This window comes from Allobosea sp. 2RAB26, assembly GCF_052115465.1.
Classification (GTDB): domain Bacteria; phylum Pseudomonadota; class Alphaproteobacteria; order Rhizobiales; family Beijerinckiaceae; genus Allobosea.
Window position 1 is genome coordinate 109,878 of sequence record NZ_JBFRGS010000015.1, and the last position, 18,524, is coordinate 128,401.

Sequence of the window (18,524 nt, forward strand, 5' to 3'; positions counted from 1 at the left end):
GCCATGCTGTCGACCACACCTCCCTCCGACCGCGATGAGGCGGCGCGCGCCGTGCTGCGCCGCAATGACCGTGGCGGGTTCACCGTCCCCAATGGCCGCGTCTACCCGTTTCAGTGGAACTGGGATTCGGCCTTCGTCGCGCTCGGCTTCGCCACCTTCGATCTCGATCGCGCCTGGCGCGAGCTGGAAACCCTGTTCGAGGGCCAGTGGGACGATGGCATGGTGCCGCATATCGTGTTCCGCGCCCCGGCAGACGGCTATTATCCCGGCCCCGAGGCCTGGGGCATCCAGCGCCAGCCGCTGACGTCGGGAATCTCGCAGCCCCCCGTTGCAGCGACCGCGGCGCGGGTGCTGCACGGGCTGTCCGGCCGCGATGCCACGCGGATCCGGGCTCTCGTCCCAAAACTCTTCGCCTCGCATCGCTGGTGGCACGAGACCCGCGACCCGGACGGCACCGGGCTCGTCACCATGGTCCACCCCTGGGAATCGGGGCGGGACAATTCGCCGGACTGGGACGAGCCGCTCGCCAATGTCGTGCCACAGGTCGATGTCGCGCATCTGCGCAAGGATCTCGGCCATGTCGATGCGGCCCACCGCCCGACGCATGATTTCTACAACCGGGTCATGACCCTGGTCGAGGAAGCCAAGGCCCTGCGCTGGGACGGGGTGGCCGTGGCGCGCGGGCTTTCCTTCCGGGTCTGCGATCTCGGCATCCAGTCGATCCTGCTGCGCGCCGATCGCGATCTTCTGAAACTGGCGGAAGAACTGGGCTTCACCGAAGAGGCCGCCGCCCTGCAAGGCTGGATCGCACGCAGCGAGACGGCGATGTCGCGGCTCAAGGGGCTCGACGGGTTGTATCGGTCGCTCGACCTGCGCAGCGGGCGTCTCAGCGAGGCCGTCACCTGCGCCGCCTATCTCCCGCTCTACGCGCGCACGGCGAGCCAGGAGGATGCGCTCGCGCTCAAGCGCCATCTCGCGGCAAGCCGGGCCGCAGCCGGCTTCTCCGTCGCCAGCAGCGATCCGCGCGATCGCCGTTTCGATGCGACGCGCTATTGGCGCGGCCCGGTCTGGCTGATGATGAACCGGATGATCGCCGACGGCTTTTCTGTCTATGGTCTGACCGAGGAGGCCGGCCTGCTCCGGCGCGACAGCGGCGATCTCGTTCGGCAGAACGGCTTCTGGGAGTATTTCGACCCGCGCGACGGCACTGGATGCGGTGGCCCCGACTTCTCCTGGACCGCTGCCATGTGGCTGAGCTGGGCGGGATCGCAGGACGATCGTCAGGCCTTGACCGCGCTCTGAGCCAAGCCCGGGTGCAGGCCTGTTCGATGCGTGCAAACGCAAAATGCTGGACTATCTGACCGGATACGAGCTCCGGTCGGATGATCCAGCATGGCTGAGCCCCCAGGGAGGGGGCGGGGCGGCCGTCAGGCCGCCTTCTTCGTCTTCTTCTCTGCGTCGAACGGGATCTCAATATCGACGGCGAGCGTCGAGACCTTGGCGCCGCGCTCCATCTTGACGCTGACCCGGTCGTCATCGATCTGCATATGCTTCGAGATCGCACGCAGGATTTCGTCGCGCAGCTTGGTGACGAGGTCGGAATCCCCGACCGAGGCGCGCTCATGGGCGAGCAGCACCTGCAGGCGCTCGCGGGCGGCGGGGGCCGACGACTGAGAGCGGGTGAAAATACGAAGGAAGTTCATGCCGCTTTCCTTCCGAAAATCTTGCCGAAGAAGCCCTTCTTTTCACCAGGAATAGTTACCGGCAGGTTTTCGCCCTTGAGGCGGCGCGCAGCCTCGAAATAGGCGATCGCCGGCGCACTGCGGCCATCGGCCAGGGTGACCGGCGAGCCGACATTGGAGGCGCGCAGCACGTCCATGCTTTCCGGGATGATGCCGAGCAGCGGGATCGACAGGATCTCAAGAACGTCGTCGACCTTCAGCATGTCGCCGCGCTCGGCCCGGATCGGGTCGTAGCGGGTGAGCAGCAGGTGTTTCTCCATCCGTTCGCCTTGCTCGGCCTTGAGCGTCTTGGAATCGAGCAGCCCGATGATCCGGTCGGAATCGCGCACCGATGAGACTTCCGGATTGGTCACCACGATCGCGACATCGGCATGGCGCATGGCGAGCGTCGCGCCGCGCTCGATGCCGGCCGGGCTGTCGCAGATGACCCAGTCGAAGGCCGATTTCAGGGCCGCGATGACCTTCTCGACGCCTTCTGGCGTGAGATTGTCCTTATCGCGCGTCTGCGAGGCCGGCAGCAGGTAGAGCGATTCCAGCCGCTTGTCGCGGATCAGCGCCTGCGTCAGCTTCGCTTCGCCCTGGATGACGTTGACGATGTCATAGACCACCCGTCGTTCCGCACCCATGACGAGGTCGAGATTGCGCAGCCCGACGTCGAAATCAACGACCACGACCTTGTCGCCATTATGCGCAAGCGCTGCCCCCAATGCGGCGGACGATGTCGTCTTGCCGACGCCGCCCTTGCCCGATGTGACTACGATGACCTTGCCCATTGCACTCTCCCGCTTTCTGTGGATACGCCGTCGTTTCAGGCGAGTGATCCAACCTTGAATGTTTCGCCTTCGAGCCAGATCTGGACGGCCTTGCCGCGCATGTCGGGTCCGAGGTCCTCGGCCGTCTTGTAGAAGCCGTCGATCGCGAGCAGCTCCGCCTCGAGCTTGCGGCAGAAGATGCGCGCAGAGGCATTGCCCATCGCGCCGGCGATCGCCCGGCCCCTGAGCGTGCCGTAGACATGGATCGAGCCGCCGGCGACGATCTCGGCGCCCGATGCGACCGAGCCGATGACGGTGACGTCGCCTTCGGTGAAGATCAGCGACTGCCCCGAGCGCACCGGCTCGGTCACGATGATCGATGGCGTCGCCTTGACCGGCTGCGGGGCAGAGGCGGGAGGCTGCACGCTCTCGGCGACCTCGGCCTGCGGCGCCTGTTCGGCGGTCGGGGCTTCGATATCCGAGGCCGCGCGCCCGCCCGACATCGCCGGCGGCAGGTCCGCGCCAAGCAGCGAGGGTGGTGCGCCCTCGATGCCCATGATCCGCACATTGCGCTTGCCGAGCTGGCCGACGAGGTCGCGCAGCTGCGGCCGGTCGATATTCAGGCCCTCGACATCGACCACCACCGGCCGCCGCAGGAAAAATCCGGCGGACAGACCAGCCAGTTCGTCGAGCCGCGTCAGCCAATCCTCGAAGGGAAGCTCCGGGGTCAGCGTGAGAGCAAGATAGGAGCGCCCCTTGAGGCGGATCGGCCTAGGTTGAGTTAACACGTCAGTCATCTTGGTAAATTTTCAGTTGCCATGATCTAGGAATGGAATGGTTAACGAGTCGTAAAAATCCGCCCCTTCACCTACCGGAATGCGACCCTAGAAAATGTGCTGAAAGGCAGGAAACGCTTTTTCTGCCAATCGGTTGAATGCGGGGGATGATGTGTGTGGAGAGCTGTGTGGCTCCCGAGGGCCTGCGTGACCGGCGGCCTCGCGCGGGGGCCGTTCCACAGCGCTGCTGGCAGCGGTCCCGCCGCCCGCAGCACACGCGTTTGCGCCTCGGCTACTCGGTCGCTCCTGAGACGCCAGCGCGTTGCAGCGTATTGTCTCAGGTAGCTCCAGTGCTGGCCATGCGGGACGGGGCGGACAGGGACTCGCTGATTCCGTCGATCCGGAGCGGTCAACCTAGCCGCGACGATTCGATCGGCCGGGAATCAGTGCCCGGTGGAGGCTGTGCAAGATGAGGGCCCCAGACGCTCGTGATGGCCCCAGCGGTCGCAGCCTGACTAGGTGCGCCGGTGTCGCCGGGCGCGATATTTTGCACCCTGCGTCTGTTGGTCCAGATGTGGCCGCGCGTCGAATGTCGTCGTGCGTGGGTGTGGTTTGCGGGCGTGGAAGGTGAACTTGCGTGAGTTTGACCCAGCGTGCCAAGCTTGCCCGGACAGCGGCGTCTCGTAGGAAATGGACTTGGCTTTCTTCGCGCTGCGTCGTCTCTTTCTCATCGCCGCGATCAGCTGTGGGCTGATGAGTGCTGCCAGCGCCAAGGGATCAGTCTACCGCATCGATATGCCAATACCTGATCAATTGCTGGGCAGAGTCACCGATCTTTTCAAAAAGGTTCGCCCGGGCGATTGGAGTGACGCCGTTCGTAACGCAAGAATGCTCCGGACTATCTGGAGCGACCAAATTATTCTTCGGACAGACGCCGGTTGCTCAGCTGTCGGGATATGCATGGTGCTGGTTGGTCGCGTTGCGGAACGGATGATTGAGCTTGAAGTGCTGCTCGACGCTGGGGATTCGGTCTACTTTTCCGACGTTGCGTACGGCGATGCATCGCCGCCATTGTTCTTCGAAGGCCACAATGGGGCGGGAATAGTTGCGATCTCGCGACAACCGGGTTGGCTCATCACAGCGTGCCAAGGCTGCACCGCTTGGCGGCTTGCGCTTCCGCGAAACGAAATAATGCAGCCGCCGCCCGCCCAGCCAGTCCCCAAGCCGTTGGCGCAGAGCTTCGACATGTTTCGGCATGAGCTTGAAGGTATGAGAACGCCCATCCAATAGACTTGCGTCTGCCGTCGGTCGAAGCGGCGGTTGATCACCAACCCGAATAACCGCCGTTTACGTGGCTGTTCGCGTCCGGCTCCCTACAGCCGATCCTGTCGCCGCGCCGGCGGTTGGCGCCAGCCGAACGCACAAGGGCGCACGGACGAAGAAAGCGACGCCGCGGGAGAACCCGCGACGCCGCTCTCAGCGACCGACCATGACGCACGTCCAGGGAGCTTGCGGCGTCCCCTGGAAAGGCGCGGATCAGCGCACGGGCGGTGCAAACTGGATGCCACCCTTGGACCAGAGATTGTTCAGCCCGCGCGGCAGGCCGATGCGGCTGCCGGTGCCGAGATTGCGCTCGTAGCTTTCGCCGTAATTGCCGACATGCCGGATGATCCGGGCGATCCAGTCAGGCGTCAGGCCCAGCCCCACGCCAAATTTGCCTTCGACGCCGAGCAGCCGGCGGATCTCCGGATTCTCGGATTTCAGCATCTCGGCGAGATTGGCCTGGGTGACGCCGAGTTCCTCGGCATTGATCAGCGCGAAGACCGTCCAGCGCACGATGTCGAACCATTCATCGTCGCCCTGGCGGACATAGGGCCCGATCGGCTCCTTCGAGATCACGTCCGGCAGCAGGACATGCTCGGCCGGGTCCGACATCTTCAGGCGATAGGAGACGAGCTGCGAGATATCGGTCGAGATCGCGTCGCAGCGACCGCTCTCATAGGCCTTCACCGTCTCGTCGATGCCCTGGAAGGCGACGACCTCGTATTTCATCTTGTTGACGCGGAAATAGTCCGCGAGATTCAGCTCATTGGTCGTGCCCTGCACGGTGCAGATCGAGGCCCCATCCAGCTCCTTCACCGACTTGATCCCGGCCTTGGCGCGCACCTGGAAGCCCTGGCCGTCATAATAGTTCACGGCGGTGAAGTTCAGGCCCTGGCCGGCGTCGCGGCTCAGCGTCCAGGTCGTGGTGCGCGGCAGGACGTCGATCTCGCCGCTCTGCAACGCGGTCAGGCGGTCCTTGCTGGCCAGCGGAACGAACTTGATCTTCGAAGGGTCGTCGAAGATCGCGGCTGCGAGCGCCCGGCAGATATCGACATCGAGCCCGCTCCAGCTGCCTTGCGCATCGGCCATGCTGAACCCGGCAATGCCGGTGCTCGTGCCGCAGATCAACTGCCCGCGTTGCTTGATGCGGTCGAGCGTGCCCTCGGCACGGGCGGCGGTGCCGGCGAGCAACAGGCCTGCCAGCGCTGACAGAACGATTCTTCCGGAATGGGCCATGGTCATTATCCCTGATGATCGATGGAACTCGCGCATCGGCCCGAAAAGTGGATTGCGGTTTTCGGGGCAAAGCCGATGCAAACACAAAAGGTTGGATCATCGGACCGGATAGGTTTCCGGTCCGATGATCCAGGGCAGGAGGTCAAAGCCCCATCGCCTCATAGCGGCGATGGGCGGTTGGCGTGGGGGCAGGGTCCTCGCCGATCGCGATGATCTCGCAAGGGTGGCTCGAAGGCGCCGCCTCGCCGCCGCGCCAGAGCCAGTAATGGTTTTCCGGCAGGCCGTTCACGGCCACGACCTTGTGGCCATCCGCTGCGTCGATGGCATGGATGGTCACCCGGCCGATCAGCCCGCCCTTCAGCGCGCGCATGTCGGCAACGGCCTCATAGACCGCCTCTTCGACGCTCATGCCCATCTTCATGTAGAGAACGACGGCGCGCGAGGTGCCGGCCCGGATGCTCATTTCGCCGACCCCGGTGCAGGCGCAGGCGCCGTAACGCGTATCGGCATAGGAGCCGGCGCCGATGATCGGGCTGTCGCCGAGACGCCCCGGATATTTCCAGCCCCAGCCCGAGGTGCTGGTGCCGGCGCCGAGATGGGCCTGCGCGTCCTTCGCCAGGAAGACGGTGGTGTCGCGGCCGGTTTCCGGGTCGATCGCCTGGGCGCAGAGCTCCGCCATCGGCACGTCCGGCCAGTTCGCGCGGTCGGCCTCGCTGACCTCGTCCCGGAACCAGCGCTCCCAGGCGGACCGGGCATGCGGCATCAGGAGCTCGCCGGCCTCGGCGCCGATCTCGGCTGCGAAACGCCTGGCACCTTCGCCGACCAGCAACTCGTGCGGCAGCCGCTCAAGCACTTGGCGGGCAATGCTGACCGGATGCAGATAGCCGGTCAGCGCGCCGACGGCGCCGCTGCGCAGGGTCGTTCCGTCCATCACGGAGGCATCGAGCTCGACCTCGCCCAGGAGATTGGGCCAGCCGCCGCGGCCGACGGTGCGGACGCTTTCGCTCTCCTCGACCAGCCGGATCCCCGCCTCGATCGCGTCGAGCGCCGCTTCGCCGGCGGCCAGTCCACGGGCGGTCGCGGGAATGCCGCAGGCCCCTTCATTGTTGCTGATCGCGATCACGGGTGTTCTCAACAAGATTGGATATTGGATCCAATTCCCATTACGATGCCGACAGACCCGACGCAAGAGGGGGCGGAACGGCGCGGTATGTCGTTTTTGGACGCCTCCAAGCGCGCGTCGGGATTGGATACAAAACTGGTTATCCCTCCCTATGGCCGCTGCCCGGATTGAAATGAACTGCGCTTCAGGGCAGGGATTGGCTCCAGGCGCCAGAGCAGGAGACGCGTGAGCAGGCGATGACGGCTTCCATCCTGTCGAACAATCCTCCCGCGCTTCAGCGCAAGACGACGACCGCGCGGGTCGTCGACCTGCTGCGCGACCAGATTCTGTCGGGCGCCTTGCCCGAGGGCATCCAGCTGCGTCAGGAGAAACTGGCGGCCGAGCTTGGCGTCAGCCGGGTGCCGATCCGCGAAGCCCTGCATCAGCTCGAGGCCGAGGGCCTGGTCAGGCAGGAATCCCACAAGGGCGCGGTGGTCTCAGGCCTGTCGATCGACGATCTCGAGGAAACCTACGAGATCCGAGCCCGGCTCGAGACCTGGCTTCTCGAACTCTCGATGCCGCTGATGACGGCGCAGCACTATCAAAGGGCCGAAGAGATCCTGGTGCAGATCGCGGAAGACCAGCAGGATGAGAACTGGTCGAGCCTGAACTGGGCTTTCCATGCCGCGCTCTATGCACCGGCCAACCGCCCGCAGACGCTGGCGCTGATCCGAAAGCTCTATCTGAACGCCTATCGCCACTTCCCGCTGCCGATCCGGCTGACGGGCGGGCGGGAGCGCATGAACCGCGAGCACCAGCTCCTGCTCGATCTCTGCAGAGCGGGCGATATCGAGCGCGCCAAGGACCATCTGGAGCAGCATATCCTGATGGGCGCCCGCCATCTGATCAGCCGGCTGAAGGCGCTCAGGCGGCGCGAGGGCGCGCCCGAATAGGGGCTGGAAGCGCTGCTGCGGCCGGATGATCGCCATCCCGCCGGAAGACGGCGAGGGCGGGACGGCCAGCCCTGCGCCTGCCGCGCCGGCTCACCCGCTCAGCGATCGAACGCGATTCCGAGATAGGTCCGGTCGTCGGTCCAGCCATCGGGGCCGGAGCCCTTTACGCTGGCATAGGGGCCGATCTTGTCGGGGTCGAGCCGCTCGACCTCGGCGAAGCTCGCCTCCCAGGCCGCGACGCCAAAAGCCTCGGGCTCGGCGAAATAGCCGTCGCTGAACAGTTCGAGCCGCGAGACCTCGTCTGCGGCATAGTCGGCGGTGAAGACATGCCGCTCGGCGATGGCGAATCCGTCGAGCACGCCGTAACCGAGATCGCTGGTCGGGTGATTGGCAAAGACGCGCTGGCCGCTGATGCCGCTGTCGAGCAGCCGCTCGATCTCGGTGCGCGCGATCGTCGACATCTCCTCGCTGCAAAGATGCAGCACATGGGCCCTGACCTCGGCGCTCGCCTCCGCGCTCAAGCCTGCCGGCGGCACGCGCAACCCGTTCCAGACGGCATCGTCCGAGATCGTGCGCTGGTGCAGGGGATCGGCCCGCATCCGGCCGAGATAGGCCCAGCATTCCCGCCGGATCAGCGCGGTCACGCGGTCGAGGGGCTTCGCCTCGACATGGCGGACAGTCCCGAGCGTTTGTCCGCTTAAGCGGATGCCGGAATCGCCGATCGAGACGAGCTGCAGGGCCGGGCCGTCATGGTAGCCCAGCGCCAGCGTGCAGCCGATCCGCGCTGACGCATCGCCTTCCACCCGCTCCGCCAGGCCATGCGCCGCGTAGCCGGCGCGCAGCGTGTCGCTGAGCGCCAGGACCAGCCGGCGCACGCGCGCATCGCCGCCGCGCACGCTCAGGTCTTCGCTGAGGAGGAAGCGGGCGACTTCGGTCGCGACCCGGGCCGAGGCGAAGCGCCCGGCCCGCATCGTCCCGAGGCGTCGGCCGCTGCGGTCGGTCACGCCATCGATCACGGCATAGCCGCGGCCGGGCAGAATGACGACGCTGTCTTCGTTCTCCTCAGGGCTGGCGAAGCGCTTGCCGAGGCTGAAGCTTTCAATCTGCATGGTGGATATCGGCGCGAGGCGGCTTCAGCCGGCTCGTTCAAGCCATCACTGGCCGGTCGCCTGCCTCCACTTTTCGATCATCGCCTTGGTGCCGCCGAGTTCCTCGACGGATTTGAGCTTGACCAGGGTCAGCTCGGCGAGCGGCTTCACATCGCCCGGCGCGGCAACATCCTTGCGCACCGAGCGGCGGCCGGCTTCCTTCACCAGCGCTTCCTGCGTCTTCTTCGACAAGGCCCAGTCGATGAAGCGCTTCGCGGGTTCGGGATTGGGCGCGCCCTTCACCAGCCCCACGCCGTCGGGCGAGGTCGTCGTGCCGTCCGCGATATAGGCGATCTTCACCGGCGCGCCGCCGGCGACATATTCGAGCGCATTGTCCTCAAGTGTCAGGCCGAGCGGCGCCTCGCCATCGGCGACATAGCGCGGCACGGCGCCGGAGCTGTCGGAGAAGATGAAGTTCTTGGCGAGCTTGCCATAGACCTCCCAGCCCTTGTCGCCGCCGGCGGTCAGCACGGTCGTCATCTGCTGGAAGGCCGAGCCGGAATTGTCGACGCGGGCCGAGGCGACCTTGCCCTTCCATTTCGGATCGGACAGCTCGGCCCAGGTCTTCGGGATCTCGGCGTCCTTGACCATCTTGTTGTTGACCATCAGCACGTAGATCACGGTCGTATAGGGCGTCCAGGCCGGGCTCGCGACGAAACGCTCGTCGATCGCCGCCTGTTCCTTGGGCGTATAGGGCGTGAGCAGATCGGCGTTTTCGCTGAGCAGCGAGCCGGTGACGCTCCAGATCACATCGGCCTTGGGTGCGCTGGCCTCGGCGCGGGCGCGGCGGAAGACATCGCCGGACCCGAGCTGCACGACCTCGGCCTTGATTCCGGTCTCGGCCTCGAAGAGCGGGATCATCTTCTGCACGATCGAGGACTTATGGGCGGTGTAGAGCACGACCTTGTTGTCGGCCGCATAGGCTCCGCCGGTTATGCCAAGAATCCCGGCCGCCAGCACGAGGTGACCCACCCAGTTCCTGCTCGACATCATCGCCTGCTCTCCGTCCCCGTCGCGCCGATCTTCGCCGGCGCAGTTTCTCCATCTTGCCGTCCAATCGCGGCCATGCGCAACTAGGGAAGGGACGGGAGTGCTTTGCCGGCATGGCGTATCTGACTGTCGACGGCGCGATCAAGCGCTATGGGGCCACGACGGCCTTGAACGGCGTGTCCTTCTCGGTCGCGAAGGGCGAGTTCTTCACGCTGCTCGGCCCATCGGGCTGCGGCAAGACGACCTTGCTGCGCTCGATCGCCGGTTTCTCGCAGCTGACCGAGGGCAGGGTGGATCTCGCCGGCCACGACCTGCTTTCGGTGCCGCCGCACAAGCGCGATATCGGCATGGTCTTCCAGGATTATGCGATCTTCCCGCATCTGACGGTCGCCGAGAACGTCGCCTTCGGCCTGAAAGCCCGCAAGGTCGCGGCCTCCGAGATCCGCGAGCGCGTCGCCGAGGCGCTGGCGACCGTCCGGCTGGCGGCGCTTGCCGAGCGCCTGCCCGCCGCACTGTCGGGCGGCCAGCAGCAGCGCATCGGCATTGCCCGGGCGATGGTGGTGAAGCCGCGCCTGCTCCTGATGGACGAGCCGCTCTCCAATCTCGACGCCAAGCTCCGGCTCGACCTGCGCGACGAGATCCGCGCCATCCAGCGCACGATCGGCATCGCCGCGATCTATGTGACGCATGACCAGGAGGAGGCGCTCGCCATTTCCGACCGGATCTGCGTGATGGACCATGGCTGCGTCGAGCAGATCGGCACGCCGCAGCAGATCTACGGGAAGCCGGCGACGCGTTTCGTCGCCTCCTTCGTCGGGACGATGAACCTGCTCGCGCCCGCCGCCTTCGGCCTGCCGGAGGTGAAGGACGTGGCGCAATGGGCGTTGCGGCCGGAGCGCCTGCGCCTCGCCGAGGCGGGGGCTAGCGAAGGGGGAAGTGGAAACGGCGCCGCCAGCATCGCCGGAACGGTCGAGCATTTCAGCTATCTCGGCCGCGAGGCGCATCTCACCGTCCAGGCGCAGGGGCACAGGCTCGTAGCCCAGATCGGCGCGCCGCCGCCCGATCTCGCGATCGAGGCCGGCCGGCAGATCCGCCTGAGTTTCGACCCTGCCGATCTCCATGGCTTCGACGCTAAGGGACGGCGTGTCCCGGCGGAGCTTACCGCATGAGCGCCATCGCGGTTTCAGCCACGCGCCGCAGCTGGCGTCCGGATTTCTGGACGCTGGTCGCGGTCGGGGCCTGGGCGATCCTGATCGTGCTGCTGCTGATCCCGCTTGGCCTCGTCCTGGTCTCCAGCTTCCGCGACGAGAGCGGGGTGCTGACGCTCGCCAACTGGCAAAGGCTGTTCGGCAGCACGCGCTATTTCAACGCCTTCATCAACACCTTGATCATCGGCTTCGGCGGCCTGGCGGGTGCATTGCTGCTCGGCTCGGTCATGGCCTTCTGCATGGCGCGCATCGAGATCGCGGGCGGCCGCTTCGTCTCGATGCTGGCGATCCTGGCCTTGGTCTCGCCGCCCTTTATCGGCGCCTATTCCTGGATCGTGCTGTTCGGCTCGGGCGGCATCGTGCGCCAGACGCTGATGTCCTGGGGCGTCTTCATGCCGCCGATCTACGGCGTCTGGGGCATCCTCATCGTCTTCGCCTTCAAGTTCTATCCGTATGTCTACCTGCTGACCTCGGGCGCGCTCGCCAATGTCAACCGCTCGCTGGAGGAGGCGGCGGAGAATCTCGGGCTGACGCCGTTCCAGCGCGTGCTGAAGATCTCGTTCCCGCTGGTCCTGCCGGCGCTCTCGGCCGGCGGGCTCTTGGCGCTGATCCATGCCATCGCCGATTTCGGCACGCCGCGGCTGCTCGGGCGTGGCTTCAATGTGCTGGCGACCGAGGCCTATACCGCCTATTCCGCCGAGATCGGCTCCAATCTCGGCATGGCGACGACGCTCAGCCTGGCGCTGATCCTGATGTCAATGGTCTTCGTCTGCATCCAGCGCTTCATGTCGCGGAAAAACGTCTATCACAGCAACCTGATCAACCGCCCGGAGAAGATCAGGCTGCGCGGGTTTGCCAATGTCGCGGCCCATGCCGCGGTCTATTTCATCGCGCTCGGCGGCGCGATGCCGGCGATCATCGCGGCGCTCTATTCGGTCAGGAAGACGAACGGGCCGGTGTTCCAGCCGGGCTTCGGCCTCGACAGCTACCGCCGCATCGTCGCCACACTCGGCGATGTCGTGTGGAATTCGCTGCTGTTCTCCGGCGCCTCCGTGCTGCTGATCGTGGTCATCGGCACGCTGATCGGCTGCCTCGTCGCGCGGCGCAACACCGCCCAGACCTCGCTGCTCGATGCCACCTTGATGGTGCCCTATGTCATGCCCGGCATCGTCGTCGGCGTCGCCTTCATCGCGGCCTTCAACACGCCGCCGCTGGTGATGACCGGCACGGCGGCGATCATCATCCTCTCCGTCTTCATCCGGCGCTTGCCCTATGCGGTGCGCTCCTCGGCCGCCGCGCTGCGGCAGGTCGGGCCGAGCATGGAGGAGGCGGCGATCTCGCTCGGCTACAGCCCGGTCCAGGCCTTTTTGCGCGTCACCATCCCGCTGATCCTGCCCGGCATCATCGCAGGCGCGATGCTCTCCTTCGTCACGGCGGTGAACGAACTCTCCTCGTCGCTCGTGCTCTATGTCGGCGGCACCATCACCATGCCGGTCAAGATCTACATCGCGATCAATGATGGCGATTACGGCACGGCCGCCTCGCTCTCGACGATCCTGCTCGTGCTCAGCGCCGGGGCGATCTATCTCGCCTTCCGCCTGTTGGGGCGCGACGAGCGCGCCTTGCTGTAAGCCAAGGCGCACTCGGGGGCGCGTTCACCCACCGAACCGGACGGTCAGGTTCAGGCCGTCGATCTCGGCTTGCGTGCCCATGCCGCGTGAGAGCCGGTCGAAGCGCTCGAGTACGGGCAGGGCGCGGGCCGGCTCCTGGATCAGCACCGGCATCCCGCTTCTGTTGCACTCGGTCGCGCGGAATTCGATCGTCTCGACGCCGCCCTGGCCGATGCCGATGCGGCAGACCAGCGACCAGGGATCGATCTGCGAGAAGATCATCTTCTGGTCGGGCGTGGCATTGTCCCAATCCTGCTGGGCGATGTGGTTGCCGAGGCTGTAGAGGATCGGCTTGCCCCGATAGGTCTCGACGCCGGCGGGGCTGTGGGCGTGGTTGCCGAGAATCATGTCGGCGCCGGCATCGATCAGCGCCTGTCCCAGCGGGCGCTGGTATTCGGCCAGCGGGTCGCCGCGGCCATAGCCCCAATGCACGCTGACGATCAGCACGTCGACTTCAGGGCGCAAGCTGGCGATCTGCCCGCGCAGCCGTGCGAGATCGCTCTCGCGGACCCGGCTGCGCATTCGCATTGGTGCGCCGGGCTCGGTCGCGAGCAGGACCGGGTGGATTTCCGGCCATTGCTCGATCGCGAGCGGCGCGATGCCCGGCCGCGTCTCCGTTGCCGCATAATCCGGCGGCAGCAGGCAGGAGACCGCGATGGTGCCGAGCCTGCAGCCATTGATCACGCGCCGGTCCGGCACGAGCGAGGCCGCGAGGTCCTTGCCGCCGCCGACCGTCTCGACGCCGGCCGCTTGCAGGTGGCGCAGTGTCTCCAGGAAGGCCTGGGGTCCGAAATCGCAGGTGTGATTCGTCGCGACCGTCATCAGGCCGAACCCGGCCCGGCCGAGATCGGCGGCCACCGTCGGGTCGACGAGATAGGCGATCGGCGCATCGCTCCTGTAGCCGTGATCGGCGAACTGCACCTCGCAGGAGCCCCAGACCAGATCGCTCTGCCGGAGATAGGCGAGCGTCTCGCCATAGCCCTCATCGATGAGCGCATCGCCGGCATAGAGCCGCTCGCGGACCACGATATCTCCGGCAGCGCCGAGCGTCAGAATGGACATGGTCATCCCTTAGATGTTTTTTTGATGTTTCAATTACTGCTCGCAGTTTGTGCCGGCGGTCAAGAGCCCGTGCTGGGATCACGGGGGAGGGTACGTTCAACGGATCGGCGTCGTCATGGCCTCAGGTGTGCCTGTTGACAGCCGCGATTTATCTATGATGTTTTATTGATGCATCACAAATCCGGCCACGACATCGCTCATGCTGCCGAAGGCCGCCGAGGGGATTCTGACATGACCGACACATCGCTACCGGGGGCGGCCGCCCGCGCGACGGACACGCTGCTCGACACTGCCTATCGCCGGATCTTCTGGCGCCTGATCCCGATCCTGATGGTTCTCTGGGTGCTGGCCTGGGTCGACCGCGTGAATATCAGCTTCGCCAAGCTGCAGATGGCCGACGAGCTGCGCTTCTCCGAGGCCGTCTACGGGCTCGGCGCCGGCATCTTCTATATCGGCTATCTCCTGTTCGAAGTGCCGAGCAACCTGCTGCTGCAACGCATCGGCGCACGCAAGACCATCGCCCGCATCGCCATCGGCTGGGGCACGATCTGCGCGCTGATGTCCTATGCGACGACGCCCGCAACCTTCTACATCCTGCGCTTCCTGCTCGGCGCCTTCGAGGCAGGGTTCTTTCCGGGCGTCATCCTGTTCCTGACGCAATGGTTCCCGAGCGAGCGCCGGGCCAAGGTTTTTGGCATCTTCATGTCGTCGGTCGCCCTGTCCGGCGTCATCGGCGGCCCGCTCGCCGGGCAGATCATGACCGGGATGCAGGGCATGGGCGGCCTGTCCGGCTGGCAATGGCTGTTCATCGTCGAAGGCATTCCGACGATCCTGATCGGGCTCTTTGCGCTGGCCTGGCTCACCGACCGGCTGGAGCAGGCGCATTGGCTCTCGGATGCTGAGCGCAGTGCCGTGCGTGATGATCTCGAGCGCGATGCAAGGGCGCTCGGCCCGCGCGAGCATGGCCTGTCGACGGTGCTGCGTGATCCGCGGCTCTGGATCTTCACGCTGGTCTATTTCTGCATCATCGTCGCCAACGCCACCGTCGCCTTCTGGGGCCCGACCATCATGCGCGAGGCCGGATTCGGCCATGTCGCGACCATCGGCTGGCTGGTCTCGGGCGCCTCGCTCGTCGGCTCCGCGGTGATGATCGGCAACGGCCTGATGGCCGACCGGACGGGCCGCCCGCTCCTGCAATGCGTCGGCTCGCTGATCGTCGGCGCGCTCGGCCTGGCCGGCGTCGCCTTCACCCTGCACGGCTCGCCGCAAATGGTCGTCGTGCTGTTTTCGCTGGCGCTCGCCGGGGCCTATGGCGCGATCCCGGTGTTCTGGCAGCTGCCCAACCGGCTCTTCGCCGGCACGGCCGCCGCAGCCGGCATCGCGATCATCAACTCCTTCGGCAATCTCGGCGGCTTCCTCGCCCCCTATGGCCTTGGCCTGCTGAAGGACGCCACGGGCCAGATCGCGCCCGGCCTGATTGCGGTTGCGCTTGTCGAGGGCCTGGCTGCGCTCGTCATCCTCGTCGTCGTCCAGCGCTTCTTCGCCGGGCGCCGGGCTTGACGGGGCCTGCCGAACCCGCCGACCAATAGGGCAGGGAGCGGTCGCGGCGCATCAGGCGCCGCGACCCTTTTCACGAAGGGCTTGAGACGATGCCGGCCAAGGCCGAAGCAGGACAGGACGCCAAGCTCTCGCTGGCCGAGCGCGTCTATCAGGAACTCCGCGCCGCGATCATCTTTGGGGAGATCGCGCAAGGAGCGGTCTTCAACGAATCGGATCTCGTCGCGCGCTTCAAGGTCAGCACCTCGCCCTTGCGCGAGGCCTTGTCGCGGCTGCGGCAGGACGGGCTGGTCCGCGTCATTCCGCGCCGGGGCTACAGCGTCACCGAGCTTTCGCTCCGCGATTTCCACGAGCTGATCCAGATGCGTCTGATCCTCGAATGCGCCGCGGCCGAACTCGCCGCCCCGCGCATCACCGACAGCCATGTCGCGATGATGCGCCGGCTATCTTCCGTCGAGCTGCGCATCGGCGACCAGGCGAGCTACCGCACCTTCATGCGCGCCAACCAGGATTTTCACGAGGCGATCGCGGCCATCGCCGACAACGCCCGGCTGCTGCGCGGCATCGCCCAGACCATGGACGAGATGCAGCGCCTGCTCTTCGCCGATCTCGGCGCGGCCGAGGATGGCGAAGAGGTCCGCCACGACCATGACGAGATCATCGAGGCGCTGGCGCGCCGGGACGCGGGCGCGGCCCGCGAAGCCGTCGCGCGCCACATCCGGACCTCGCGCGACCGGGTGGTGGGCCGGATGATGCGGCGGCATACGGGATTTGCGGAGAGGTCGGTGTTTGGGGGGTGAGGGGGGGAGAACCGAGATCGTCGGAGCCGCGACGGGGGCATTCCGACCGGCAGACGCGTCGTCGCGAATGTCTCGGATCAACGGGGATGTCTAACCTTCACCTGTGCTGCGCCTTGGTCGACGGCGCGCCAGAGCCAATGCTTCTTCCCGGCGATCGTGATCACGACCTCGTCGAGATGCCAGATGTCGCGCGGACCTGGTTTCTCCCGCCGGAGCCGGCGGGCGTAATCCCGCCCGAATTTCAGGGCCCGGCGCCGAACCGTCTCGTAGGAGACAACGCCCGTTCGTCCAAGGGTGACGTGGTTTGGTGAGGCGATGCTCGATATCGAGGTCGGCTCATACGCCTCGAAGGAGTGGCAGCGAAAGAGGCGTCCGGAAATGTGGGGCGGCCGCGCTCTCAGCTCGAGCCGATCAGCCCCGTTCCCCTCAGGACGAACGGCGGAACGATATCCTCGCCGTGTAACCTGGTCAGGTGGGCGAGAAGTCCCTGCATGATGTTGGCGCGGGCCTTCAGCGAGGTGAGGTGCCGCACGGACGTCATGTAGGTGTAATCGATCGCGTTGCGCGCTCCTTCGGGACCGGCGGCGACCAGAGCGTCGGTCACCGCCTGCGGCAGCGATTGGCCGGGCGGGGTGACGAGCACGGCGATCATCACGGTGAGGTCCGGCGGAGAATGCACACTCTCGTGGGCGAAAGCCTCCGCCTTCAGCGCTTCACGCTCGCCGGCTGCCAGCAGCGCGATGCATTTCAGGACACGCATGTGCCTCTCGAATTCGGAACCCGGCTCCGCCATCTCGATACCGCGATCGAAGAATGATACCGCGGCGACGAAGTCGCCGCGCGCCTGCCGGAGTTGCCCGAGCACCGGCAGGGCGGCAGCGAAGTCCGCCGTGCGGGCGAAGGCCCGCTCCGCAAGATCCTCCGCCAGTTCCAAATGGCCGCAATCAACGAAATAGAGAAGCTTGGCGGCGGCCAGCATCAGCAGGGGATTGCTCTCGATGAGCGGCAGGCATTCCAGTACAGTCGCTTCGATCTCACTCTCCAGATCGTCGCGCCCGCTGCGGCTGATACCCGTGAAGGGATTGGTGAGGACGAGACGAGCGAACAAATGCAGGCACCACTGAAGCGCGAGGTCCGCACTAGCCGGGTTCCTCTCTCGCGCATCGCGCAGTTGCAGGCCCTTTTCCAGCCATTTCGGGTTGGAGGCCGACAACAGCGTCGTTGCCTTGCGCAAGCGGATCTCGAGCGGCTGGTCGGTGGGCGTGCCGAGCCCTTCCGAAGCCTCGGCCAGATTTTTCTGCAACGCCGCGATGACGTCGTTCGACACACGTTCAATCTCCGGCGCGAGCGATGTCGTGACGGCCGCTGCGAACTCGACCCGAAAAGCCCGGATGATGCGCCGTGTCTGCACCTCCCGAAGCGTGGCCGTGCAATCCAGGCGGGCCCCACTGTCCCGAAAGCTCACCCTCAACACATATCGCGTCGCGGCGCTCTCTTCGCTTTCCACGACGATCACGGTTTGGCCCGCGCCTGCCATGCCCGCGATCATGTCACGCATCTGTCCGGTGATAATTTCTGCCCGTTTCGTCAGACGCTCATCATGCCGGGGGACAAAGGGGGCAATCGCCAGAAGTCTGTGGGCTGGGGCGAGATCCGGCTTCGGTGTAGCCGCCGGCGATTGTGCCGCGATCCAGACATAGCCCTCGCCATATTGCGTTGCGATATATTTGGGGGACCGTGCGCTGTCGCCCAGCTTTGAACGCACCCGGTTGATGAGAAAATCGACGTTGCGGTCTGAAGTATCCGAGTTCGCAGACGCAATTGCGTCAAGCAATTGGCTGCGCCGCATCAGACTGTGCGGATTCCGGGTCAAAAGCAAAAGGAGCGCCCGCTCGCTGCGTGTAAACCGTATCTGTTTTCCGTCGCGATGAGCAAACAGGCAGCTGCGATCCAAGGCGACATCACCGAACACCAGGCCTTCCGGCTGCAGCATCGTACGTTCCATCCGAACTCGCGCCCGCCGGTTGACGTGGCATCACTCATCCAGCGGGGGACATGCGGAAGCCTCCTCGCAACATGCAGGTTGAACGTATGGCGCGGGACGATGCCATACGCAATTATGGCGTTCTAATATCGGAAAATGAGTGAGATACTTTGGGCGCCACGACTGCCTGAAATGGTTCAGTAGCTTGGCCCATCAAGCCG

The 18,524-nt window shown here is 65.7% G+C and carries 16 protein-coding genes and 2 pseudogenes; 7 read left to right on the forward strand and 11 right to left on the reverse strand.

Features of this window, described 5'->3' with window-relative positions; genetic code table 11:
• Positions 1 to 3: 3 nt before the first annotated feature.
• Entirely contained in the window at positions 4 to 1,302 is a 1,299-nt protein-coding gene (locus AB4118_RS25185; protein ID WP_441492311.1) for an MGH1-like glycoside hydrolase domain-containing protein, read from the forward strand.
• Between the two features lie 125 nt (positions 1,303 to 1,427).
• Here AB4118_RS25185 and minE read toward each other — a convergent pair whose 3' ends face one another.
• From minE to minC, 3 genes are read right to left on the reverse strand one after another with little or no spacing between them, the layout of a single operon-like run.
• Entirely contained in the window at positions 1,428 to 1,703 is a 276-nt protein-coding gene (gene minE, locus AB4118_RS25190; RefSeq protein WP_441492312.1) for a cell division topological specificity factor MinE, read from the reverse strand.
• Positions 1,700 to 2,515: a septum site-determining protein MinD gene (gene minD, locus AB4118_RS25195; protein ID WP_113516688.1), complete on the reverse strand. Its 816-nt coding sequence runs from the start codon at positions 2,513 to 2,515 to the stop codon at positions 1,700 to 1,702. Before minD ends, minE begins: the two co-directional genes overlap by 4 nt.
• 35 nt (positions 2,516 to 2,550) lie before the next feature.
• Positions 2,551 to 3,291 (reverse strand): septum site-determining protein MinC, encoded by a 741-nt coding sequence (gene minC / locus AB4118_RS25200; RefSeq protein ID WP_441492313.1) that lies wholly within the window; start codon positions 3,289 to 3,291, stop codon positions 2,551 to 2,553.
• Positions 3,292 to 3,966: 675 nt separating this feature from the next.
• Here minC and AB4118_RS25205 point away from each other — a divergent pair.
• Complete coding sequence (locus tag AB4118_RS25205) at positions 3,967 to 4,560, forward strand: hypothetical protein (RefSeq protein WP_441492314.1); 594 nt, start codon at positions 3,967 to 3,969, stop codon at positions 4,558 to 4,560.
• Positions 4,561 to 4,806: 246 nt separating this feature from the next.
• On the opposite strand, the gene AB4118_RS25210 is transcribed toward AB4118_RS25205, so the two are convergent.
• Positions 4,807 to 5,829, reverse strand: coding sequence for an amino acid ABC transporter substrate-binding protein (locus AB4118_RS25210; protein WP_441492315.1), 1,023 nt, complete (start codon positions 5,827 to 5,829; stop codon positions 4,807 to 4,809).
• A 142-nt stretch (positions 5,830 to 5,971) separates the two neighbouring features.
• A complete protein-coding gene (locus tag AB4118_RS25215; RefSeq protein WP_441492316.1) occupies positions 5,972 to 6,952 on the reverse strand; it encodes a glycosylasparaginase in 981 nt (326 codons plus the stop codon).
• A 236-nt stretch (positions 6,953 to 7,188) separates the two neighbouring features.
• Between AB4118_RS25215 and AB4118_RS25220 the strand changes: the two genes are divergently transcribed.
• Positions 7,189 to 7,884: a GntR family transcriptional regulator gene (locus tag AB4118_RS25220; RefSeq protein ID WP_441492317.1), complete on the forward strand. Its 696-nt coding sequence runs from the start codon at positions 7,189 to 7,191 to the stop codon at positions 7,882 to 7,884.
• A gap of 98 nt (positions 7,885 to 7,982) precedes the next feature.
• Here AB4118_RS25220 and AB4118_RS25225 read toward each other — a convergent pair whose 3' ends face one another.
• The gene (locus tag AB4118_RS25225) at positions 7,983 to 8,993 is read right to left on the reverse strand and encodes a hypothetical protein (RefSeq protein ID WP_441492318.1); all 1,011 of its coding nucleotides are present in this window, start codon (positions 8,991 to 8,993) and stop codon (positions 7,983 to 7,985) included.
• Between the two features lie 45 nt (positions 8,994 to 9,038).
• Positions 9,039 to 10,025 (reverse strand): extracellular solute-binding protein, encoded by a 987-nt coding sequence (locus AB4118_RS25230; protein ID WP_441492319.1) that lies wholly within the window; start codon positions 10,023 to 10,025, stop codon positions 9,039 to 9,041.
• 110 nt (positions 10,026 to 10,135) lie between these two features.
• Here AB4118_RS25230 and AB4118_RS25235 point away from each other — a divergent pair, with 110 nt between their 5' ends.
• Positions 10,136 to 11,191 (forward strand): ABC transporter ATP-binding protein, encoded by a 1,056-nt coding sequence (locus AB4118_RS25235; RefSeq protein WP_441492320.1) that lies wholly within the window; start codon positions 10,136 to 10,138, stop codon positions 11,189 to 11,191.
• Positions 11,188 to 12,861: an ABC transporter permease gene (locus AB4118_RS25240; RefSeq protein WP_441492321.1), complete on the forward strand. Its 1,674-nt coding sequence runs from the start codon at positions 11,188 to 11,190 to the stop codon at positions 12,859 to 12,861. The genes AB4118_RS25235 and AB4118_RS25240 overlap by 4 nt, the downstream gene beginning before the upstream one ends.
• A 24-nt stretch (positions 12,862 to 12,885) precedes the next feature.
• On the opposite strand, the gene AB4118_RS25245 is transcribed toward AB4118_RS25240, so the two are convergent.
• Positions 12,886 to 13,962, reverse strand: a complete 1,077-nt coding sequence (locus tag AB4118_RS25245; protein ID WP_441492322.1) for a CapA family protein — start codon at positions 13,960 to 13,962, stop codon at positions 12,886 to 12,888.
• Between the two features lie 231 nt (positions 13,963 to 14,193).
• Here AB4118_RS25245 and AB4118_RS25250 point away from each other — a divergent pair, with 231 nt between their 5' ends.
• Both AB4118_RS25250 and AB4118_RS25255 read left to right on the forward strand, forming a co-directional pair.
• A complete protein-coding gene (locus AB4118_RS25250) occupies positions 14,194 to 15,522 on the forward strand; it encodes an MFS transporter (RefSeq protein WP_441492323.1) in 1,329 nt (442 codons plus the stop codon).
• A gap of 89 nt (positions 15,523 to 15,611) precedes the next feature.
• Positions 15,612 to 16,319: a GntR family transcriptional regulator gene (locus tag AB4118_RS25255; RefSeq protein ID WP_441492324.1), complete on the forward strand. Its 708-nt coding sequence runs from the start codon at positions 15,612 to 15,614 to the stop codon at positions 16,317 to 16,319.
• 113 nt (positions 16,320 to 16,432) lie between these two features.
• Here the strand turns inward: AB4118_RS25255 and AB4118_RS25260 are convergent.
• The 3 genes and pseudogenes from AB4118_RS25260 to AB4118_RS25270 form a co-directional block, all read right to left on the reverse strand.
• Positions 16,433 to 16,606 (reverse strand): annotated as a pseudogene (locus AB4118_RS25260) (DDE-type integrase/transposase/recombinase); the annotation flags it as partial.
• Positions 16,596 to 16,693, reverse strand: a pseudogene (locus AB4118_RS25265) (IS481 family transposase); the annotation flags it as partial. The pseudogenes AB4118_RS25265 and AB4118_RS25260, both read right to left, overlap by 11 nt.
• Before the next feature lie 23 nt (positions 16,694 to 16,716).
• Positions 16,717 to 18,312, reverse strand: a complete 1,596-nt coding sequence (locus AB4118_RS25270) for a winged helix-turn-helix domain-containing protein (RefSeq protein WP_441492325.1) — start codon at positions 18,310 to 18,312, stop codon at positions 16,717 to 16,719.
• Positions 18,313 to 18,524 lie beyond the last annotated feature (212 nt).

What these genes read in the sequence shown, in the direction of transcription:
- AB4118_RS25220 (WP_441492317.1), top strand. Translation starts at nt 7,189, where the DNA reads ATGACGGCTTCCATCCTGTCGAACAATCCTCCCGCGCTTCAGCGCAAG.
- AB4118_RS25255 (WP_441492324.1), top strand. Translation starts at nt 15,612, where the DNA reads ATGCCGGCCAAGGCCGAAGCAGGACAGGACGCCAAGCTCTCGCTGGCC.
- AB4118_RS25210 (WP_441492315.1), bottom strand. Translation starts at nt 5,829, where the DNA reads ATGGCCCATTCCGGAAGAATCGTTCTGTCAGCGCTGGCAGGCCTGTTG.
- AB4118_RS25185 (WP_441492311.1), top strand. Translation starts at nt 4, where the DNA reads ATGCTGTCGACCACACCTCCCTCCGACCGCGATGAGGCGGCGCGCGCC.
- AB4118_RS25250 (WP_441492323.1), top strand. Translation starts at nt 14,194, where the DNA reads ATGACCGACACATCGCTACCGGGGGCGGCCGCCCGCGCGACGGACACG.
- AB4118_RS25225 (WP_441492318.1), bottom strand. Translation starts at nt 8,993, where the DNA reads ATGCAGATTGAAAGCTTCAGCCTCGGCAAGCGCTTCGCCAGCCCTGAG.
- minC (WP_441492313.1), bottom strand. Translation starts at nt 3,291, where the DNA reads ATGACTGACGTGTTAACTCAACCTAGGCCGATCCGCCTCAAGGGGCGC.
- AB4118_RS25240 (WP_441492321.1), top strand. Translation starts at nt 11,188, where the DNA reads ATGAGCGCCATCGCGGTTTCAGCCACGCGCCGCAGCTGGCGTCCGGAT.
- AB4118_RS25235 (WP_441492320.1), top strand. Translation starts at nt 10,136, where the DNA reads ATGGCGTATCTGACTGTCGACGGCGCGATCAAGCGCTATGGGGCCACG.
- AB4118_RS25230 (WP_441492319.1), bottom strand. Translation starts at nt 10,025, where the DNA reads ATGATGTCGAGCAGGAACTGGGTGGGTCACCTCGTGCTGGCGGCCGGG.
- minD (WP_113516688.1), bottom strand. Translation starts at nt 2,515, where the DNA reads ATGGGCAAGGTCATCGTAGTCACATCGGGCAAGGGCGGCGTCGGCAAG.
- minE (WP_441492312.1), bottom strand. Translation starts at nt 1,703, where the DNA reads ATGAACTTCCTTCGTATTTTCACCCGCTCTCAGTCGTCGGCCCCCGCC.
- AB4118_RS25245 (WP_441492322.1), bottom strand. Translation starts at nt 13,962, where the DNA reads ATGTCCATTCTGACGCTCGGCGCTGCCGGAGATATCGTGGTCCGCGAG.
- AB4118_RS25270 (WP_441492325.1), bottom strand. Translation starts at nt 18,312, where the DNA reads ATGCTGCAGCCGGAAGGCCTGGTGTTCGGTGATGTCGCCTTGGATCGC.